Here is a 6,411-nt window from a genome sequence, read left to right as displayed (position 1 = left end):
TAAGAAAATTACGCTAGAACTAGGCAAAAATTTTTGTATCTAGTTGTTCTAAATAAAAAATTTTTAACGACGTTATAGTGCAATTTAATTCGTTAAATTGATCAAAGATTTATGCAGTTTGGTATAACTTAAAGTGTCTTAATTATTTTCTAAAACTTATTACAACGAGTAATTTATTTTAACTCAGCAAGCATCTCATCGCTGTATGGCACTAACTCTTCACCATTTTCAATTTTACTAATGTAGTCAGGGTTCGCAATAAGTGGGCGACCAATCGCTATTAAATCAAATTTATCGTCGTTAATTGCCTCTTTGGCTGCTTCAAAACTATAACTGCCTACACCTACAAGTGTGCCTTTGTAGCCCGCACGTAAAAATTCAGAGGTCGTTTTACCTTCAAGCGCATCAAACGTTGTGCTGTCGTCAAAAATACCGCCGTGTAAATACGCTAAATCTCTTTTTTCAAGCTCTGGTAATAAATAATCAAACACGGCTTTGTCACGACTATCTTCACTCATATTAAAATAAGCGCCCGGTGTTAAGCGCAAAGCAGTACGCTCATTTCCGACTACAGCAATAACGGCATCCGTTACTTCTAGTGCAAAACGCGACATATTTTCAGGCGTTTGACCGTATTCATCGCTGCGTGTATTGGCAGCGTAATGCAAAAACTGATCAATCAAATACCCGTTAGCACCGTGAATTTCCACGCCATCAAAACCCGCTTCAATGGCATTTTCTGCCGCTTTTGCGTAATCAGCAACTAAGCCTTTGATATCGTCAATTGTAACTGCTTTTGGCGTAATGTAGGTAAGCTCACGCATACGTGGTACAGAGCCTTCAACGCCGATTGCCGATGGTGCAAGTACATCACCATCAAAAAAGTGAGGATGCGCAACACGGCCAACATGCCAAAGTTGAGCAAACATTTTGCCGCCACTTGCATGCACTGCATCTGTAACTTTTCTCCAACCCTGAATTTGCTCACTGGTAAATAATCCTGGTGTATTTGGGTAGCCTTGCGCGTCAGGGCGGATAATCGTTGCTTCACTAATAATTAAACCGGTTTGGGCACGGCGAGCATAATAGTCAACCATATCTTGCGTTGGCACTAAATTATCATCTGCCATACAACGTGTTAGTGGTGCCATAAGCACACGGTTTTTAAGCTCAATCGTGTTATTTAGTTTAAACGGAGCAAGTAAATCGGTGGTCATTTTTCAATCCTTCATTAAAAGTATGCTTACTACAATGCGGTCTTTTGACAAACATTCAAGTCTATTTTGAATGATCGCTCAAATTAGTGACAAATTTATACTCATATGTATGTAAATTAGATCTACAACGATGAAATTAAATAGTAACTTTTCAACACTCTGTCATATAACTCGATATACTTGTGTGCATATAATATAGATATAGTAATTAAGAGTGAGCCAATTATGACAACGCCAAATTTAAGTGAAGAACAAGCAGTAATTTTAGGGCTTGGGGCAAAAAAACGCCTAGCCTATATGTTCGAAACCGTACAGCAATTCAAACAAGTATGGATTTTAAACGATGATGATGGCTGCGTTATGCTTGCCAATGAAGATGACGACTGCGTACCCGTTTGGCCAACTCGCGAATTTGCAGAAGCATGGGCAACTGGTGAATGGGCTGGCTGCAGCGCTAAAGCAATTCCTCTTGCGGATTGGTTTAGCCGCTGGACACCGGGGCTTGAAGAAGATGATTTACTGATTGCTGCATTCCCTACTGAGGAAGATGACGGCACTATCCTCTTTTCTGATGAGTTTGAAAAACAACTAAAAGCACCGAAGCAAAAATACTAAGGTTCAAAGCCTAAATATCCAGAGTTCTTTAACTTACAAGCGCGGCGCATAAATTAGCCGCGTTTTTTAATGGCTTCTCTAAATTTTAAATAAGCCTGAGTAATTGCATCAGCATCTTCGACTTGCGGGTAATGACCAAGCTCTGGGAACTCTTTAACGCTGGCGTTTGGGATAAGCTTTTTATAATGCTCAATCATGTGCTTGCCAGAAATAGGGTCTTCCCCGCCTGCGATGAACGTAATAGGAATATTACTGTTAATAATAGCACCCACCCAACGCTCTCGGTTTTGCTTGCGTTGGTTTATATAATGAATCAGTTTTGGCATTGCACTTAGGCCATCGTTATAAATTAATAATGTCCATAATGTGTCAATTACCTGTGTTGAAGGCGGTGTATTTTTACCAAAAACAGTGACTAAATTATTGGCGAATTTTTGTTTATTCATCAATTTTGGCACTAGCCAACCAAGCTTAGATAATAATAATTTTTGTATAAATAAGGGTTTGTGCACTTCTGGAAACAGTCCACCATTTAAAAAGCAAACACTATTGATCGTTATGGCACTTTGATTATGTACTTGCCTTGCTAATATTTCTTGAGCCACTGTATCGCCATAATCATGAGCTAAAATATGTATATCATTAGTATTTAATGTGTTTAAAAACTGAGTATACAAATCGGCTTGTTCAGTGATTTTATAGTCTGAATTTTTAGGTTTATCCGATAAACCAAAACCTAACATATCAAGCGTGATCACAAAGTACTGCTCACTGAGCGCTTGCCACATACCTTCCCAGTCCCAACTCGCACTGGGAAAACCATGTATTAACAGTAATGCTGGTTTAGTTATGTCACCAGCAGTATTAGTAAATACCTTATGACCATTAATGTGAATAAATCGGCCCTGCGATCGCCATTGCTGTAAAGTTAACATCTGCGTAGCTTAAACGTTGGTTGCACTTAGTTTAGTTTTATCATAAGAGTGGTTTAAATAGGTATTAAAAAATACATCTTGGTTAGTTATACTACTTCAGCTTAAAAACAAAGCAAACTGCAAGAAATTCAATCTCTAAAGTTCAACAGAGTTTAAGTATTCTGGTTGTAAGCTTTTAAATAAGTGCTATATTTAGCTTCATCACAAAGTATTCAAAGCCCAACACAAACACATAAAAAAGGATGTATATATGGTTCTAACACGCTGGGCTAATAAAAAGTTTGTGCTGCAAACAGTTGTTCAGCTTTTAATTCTGATTATCGGTGTTATTTTCTCGTTTTTCCAGCATCTTAAGCATCAACAAGCAATCGACTCTAAAATTGTAACCGCTTTAGACACTCGACTAACAACGTTAACAACGGGAATAAATAACCGAGTTCATCTTTATAAGTACGGGTTATATGGCTTAAAAGGGTTTATACATGGAATAGGTGTTGCCAACTTAAATTATCAAGCCATAACAAACTACTCTAATAGTCGTAACTACGCGCTCGAATTTCCTGGGGCTAATGGTATTGGCTATGTTAAAAGAGTACGCTCTGATCAATTAGTACAGTTTTTAGAAGATGCTAAAAATGACAGGCCTGATAAAAAGTTCAATCTCAAAGAGCTGTCTCGCTATGACGATGAGCGCTTTATTATTCAATATATTTTTCCTGAACAAAACAATTTACAAGCAATTGGGCTTGATATTGGATCTGAGGCTATTCGCCGAAAAGCGGCATTAAATGCTGCAATTAATAATAGCGCTCAACTTTCAGCCCCCATTACCTTGGTACAAGCCGATAAAAAAACACAGCAAGGCTTTTTAATTTTAATCCCTGTTTATAAAAACATTACCGTACCAACAAACAGAGAAAAACGCCTTGAAGCACTAATAGGTTGGACATACTCGCCTTTATTAATCAACAATATTTTAGATTCACTTGCACAAGTAGATGAAAACTACCTTACCATCAGCGATTTATATAACGATACCGAATTTACATTCTTTCAGTACGGTGATGAAAACAATAACTCAGCGTTTTACACCTCAAACACAATCCAAATTATGGGACGCAGCTGGAAAGTAACACTTCACGGCTCTAATGCATTTATTGAAAGCTTACACTTACCCAACAAATATCAGGCTTTGGTTGATAGCGTATTTTTAACTCTTTTTACAATGATTTTTATCTTCGCTTTACAGTTGTTTTTGTATCGAAAGGCGCAAAAAATACAATTAAAAGTAGATACCGCTAAAAAACATGAACAAATACTTGAACTCGCAAATTCACAATTAGAAAGTGAAGTGAAATTGCGAACGCTGCAAATTGAAAACATAAGTACTTTGCAGCGTAGTATATTAAATGGCGCAAGTTACTCTATTATTGCTACCGATATAAACGGTTTAATCACAGAATTTAATCCAGCCGCTGAGAAGCTGCTTGGCTACCAAGCAAGCAAAGTGATTGGAATTGAAACACCCGCTATTTTTCATCTAGCGCACGAAGTTATCGAAAGAGCAGAGCTGCTTACGCAAGAGCTCAAAAAACCAATAAAACCAGGATTTGAAGTATTCATAGCCAAAGCAACACCGACTGTGCCAGATACCAACCAATGGACCTATGTTGATAGTAATAACGAACACACCCAAATAAGTTTAAGTGTCACCTCGCTATTAAATGACTACGGAAAAATAGTGGGCTATTTAGGTATATCATATGATTTAACAGATCAAATAGCACACGAGCATGCACTCGCTAAATCAAAAGAGTTAGCCGAACAAGCTTCAAAAGCGAAGTCAGAATTTTTAGCAAACATGAGTCACGAAATTCGCACCCCGATGAATGGCGTTTTAGGTACTTTACAGTTATTACAAGAGCAATCTCTTAATGAAAAATCAAAAGATTTTCTAAATAAAGCCCTTTATTCAACCAGAGCGCTTACCACCATTATTAATGACATACTTGATTTTTCTAAGATTGAAGTAGGTAAGTTGTCGCTTGAAAAAAAACCATTTGAACTAGACGAATTAATAAACCACTTAGAGTCAGATTTAAGTGTACCAGCAAACGAAAAGCATATTTACTTACGCTTTATTTCTAATATTGACCATAAATATTGGGTCGGTGATGCGGTTAGGCTCAGACAAATATTTTTAAATTTAATTTCCAACGCAATTAAATTCACACATAAAGGTGGCGTTACCGTTGAATTTAAATTAACAAATGATAATAGAGTCTGTAGCGTCATTTCTGACACGGGAATTGGCATTTCACAAGATACTATTGATAGATTATTCGAACGCTTTGAGCAAGCAGAAACGTCAACCACCAGAGAGTATGGTGGTACAGGGCTTGGCCTGCCAATCACTAAATCATTAGTCAATTTAATGAAGGGTGAAATTGAAGTAACGAGTGAGTTAGGTGTTGGCAGTCAATTTAGTGTTTATTTGCCACTTAAACAAGCGAGCATAAAACCAACTGACTTAAATATAAAAGGTTTAGACTTTCCTGACTTAACAAATAAAACAATTTTAATCGCAGAAGACAATAAAATTAATCAGCTTGTGGTAACCGCAATGCTAGCGCCTACGCATGCAAACATTGTTATTGCAAATAACGGCCTTGAGGCAATTTCACTCTATGAATCTTTATCACCTGATATAATTTTTATGGATATTCAGATGCCAAAAATGGATGGTTTTGAAGCATGTAAAAAAATAAAGAAAATAGATAGTAAACAAATTATTATCGCACTAACCGCAAATGTGTTTGCCGAGCAAAAAGAGCTCTATAAACAGTTTTTTGATGGCTATGTTTCAAAGCCAATTGAAAAACAAGAGCTTATTAGATTTTTGCACACCATATAAAGTGGTAAGTACACCTAATACTCGTTCGCTTAATTAAGTGAGTTATTATTAAGTTCAAAACCTTGTTGATAACAAGGAAAAATTTCGTTATTTAGTTATTTTCAGCCATTGTTCCTGTATTACTCTTTCTCCTGCATCCGTGTAACAAGAAACCTTTGACGTAGTTAGCGCTGGGTTTAAGTACTCAAATTGAGAAGGTATTATTATTCCCTGTATTGCTCTACTTTGTTACAGGCACAAAAAAGGACGCCATAAAGCGTCCTAATATTGAATAATGGTGGAGGGAGAGGGATTCGAACCCTCGTTAGGGGTAAACCTAAACACACTTTCCAGGCGTGCGCCTTCAGCCACTCAGCCATCCCTCCACAGTGTTGCAATTGTGTAATGCAACAGCGCGCTATAGTATGAAATAGATACCCTTGGCGCAAGGCATTTTTAAAGATGAACCTTCAAATGCTTATTTATCAAACAACCACTTACGTTTAAGTATAAAAAAACGGCTAAATTTGAGATTCAACCGTTTTTATTACTACTTCTAAAATTACTTAACCTGAACTCTGGTTAAGAGATTTGCTAACGTATTGAGCCATAATGATATTTAAAGTTTTTCTCTAGCCAGAGATTTTCAGTGAAAACAAGGCGAATTTACGCGTCAATAGCTGGCCTATTGCAAGTAAATTCAACGCAGTTAGCGCTGAAAATAGCTGCTCGAGATAGATTTATTATCCAG

4 protein-coding genes and 1 tRNA gene are annotated in these 6,411 nt (G+C 37.1%); 2 read left to right on the top strand and 3 right to left on the bottom strand.

Features of this window, described 5'->3' with window-relative positions:
* Positions 1–173 precede the first annotated feature (173 nt).
* Positions 174–1,217: an alkene reductase gene (locus H5119_RS19600; protein WP_077537599.1), complete on the bottom strand. Its 1,044-nt coding sequence runs from the start codon at positions 1,215–1,217 to the stop codon at positions 174–176.
* Positions 1,218–1,442: 225 nt separating this feature from the next.
* Here H5119_RS19600 and H5119_RS19595 point away from each other — a divergent pair, with 225 nt between their 5' ends.
* Positions 1,443–1,832, top strand: coding sequence for a DUF2750 domain-containing protein (locus H5119_RS19595; protein ID WP_138585855.1), 390 nt, complete (start codon positions 1,443–1,445; stop codon positions 1,830–1,832).
* 53 nt (positions 1,833–1,885) lie between these two features.
* Here the strand turns inward: H5119_RS19595 and H5119_RS19590 are convergent, their stop codons facing one another.
* Complete coding sequence (locus tag H5119_RS19590; RefSeq protein WP_182703428.1) at positions 1,886–2,767, bottom strand: alpha/beta fold hydrolase; 882 nt, start codon at positions 2,765–2,767, stop codon at positions 1,886–1,888.
* 250 nt (positions 2,768–3,017) lie between these two features.
* On the opposite strand from H5119_RS19590, the gene H5119_RS19585 reads away from it, so the two are divergent.
* Positions 3,018–5,681 (top strand): CHASE domain-containing protein, encoded by a 2,664-nt coding sequence (locus H5119_RS19585; RefSeq protein WP_182703427.1) that lies wholly within the window; start codon positions 3,018–3,020, stop codon positions 5,679–5,681.
* Positions 5,682–5,956: 275 nt separating this feature from the next.
* On the opposite strand, the gene H5119_RS19580 is transcribed toward H5119_RS19585, so the two are convergent.
* Positions 5,957–6,046, bottom strand: a tRNA-Ser gene (locus tag H5119_RS19580).
* Positions 6,047–6,411: the final 365 nt, after the last annotated feature.

The sequence above is a fragment of the Pseudoalteromonas sp. SG45-5 genome (genome assembly GCF_014164085.1).
In the GTDB taxonomy this organism is placed as follows: Bacteria; Pseudomonadota; Gammaproteobacteria; order Enterobacterales; family Alteromonadaceae; genus Pseudoalteromonas; species Pseudoalteromonas aliena.
This window is presented reverse-complemented; position numbering and strand designations above follow the sequence as displayed.

Coding starts and splice junctions, on each gene's coding strand:
- H5119_RS19585 (WP_182703427.1), top strand. CDS start 3,018: ATGGTTCTAACACGCTGGGCTAATAAAAAGTTTGTGCTGCAAACAGTT.
- H5119_RS19600 (WP_077537599.1), bottom strand. CDS start 1,217: ATGACCACCGATTTACTTGCTCCGTTTAAACTAAATAACACGATTGAG.
- H5119_RS19590 (WP_182703428.1), bottom strand. CDS start 2,767: ATGTTAACTTTACAGCAATGGCGATCGCAGGGCCGATTTATTCACATT.
- H5119_RS19595 (WP_138585855.1), top strand. CDS start 1,443: ATGACAACGCCAAATTTAAGTGAAGAACAAGCAGTAATTTTAGGGCTT.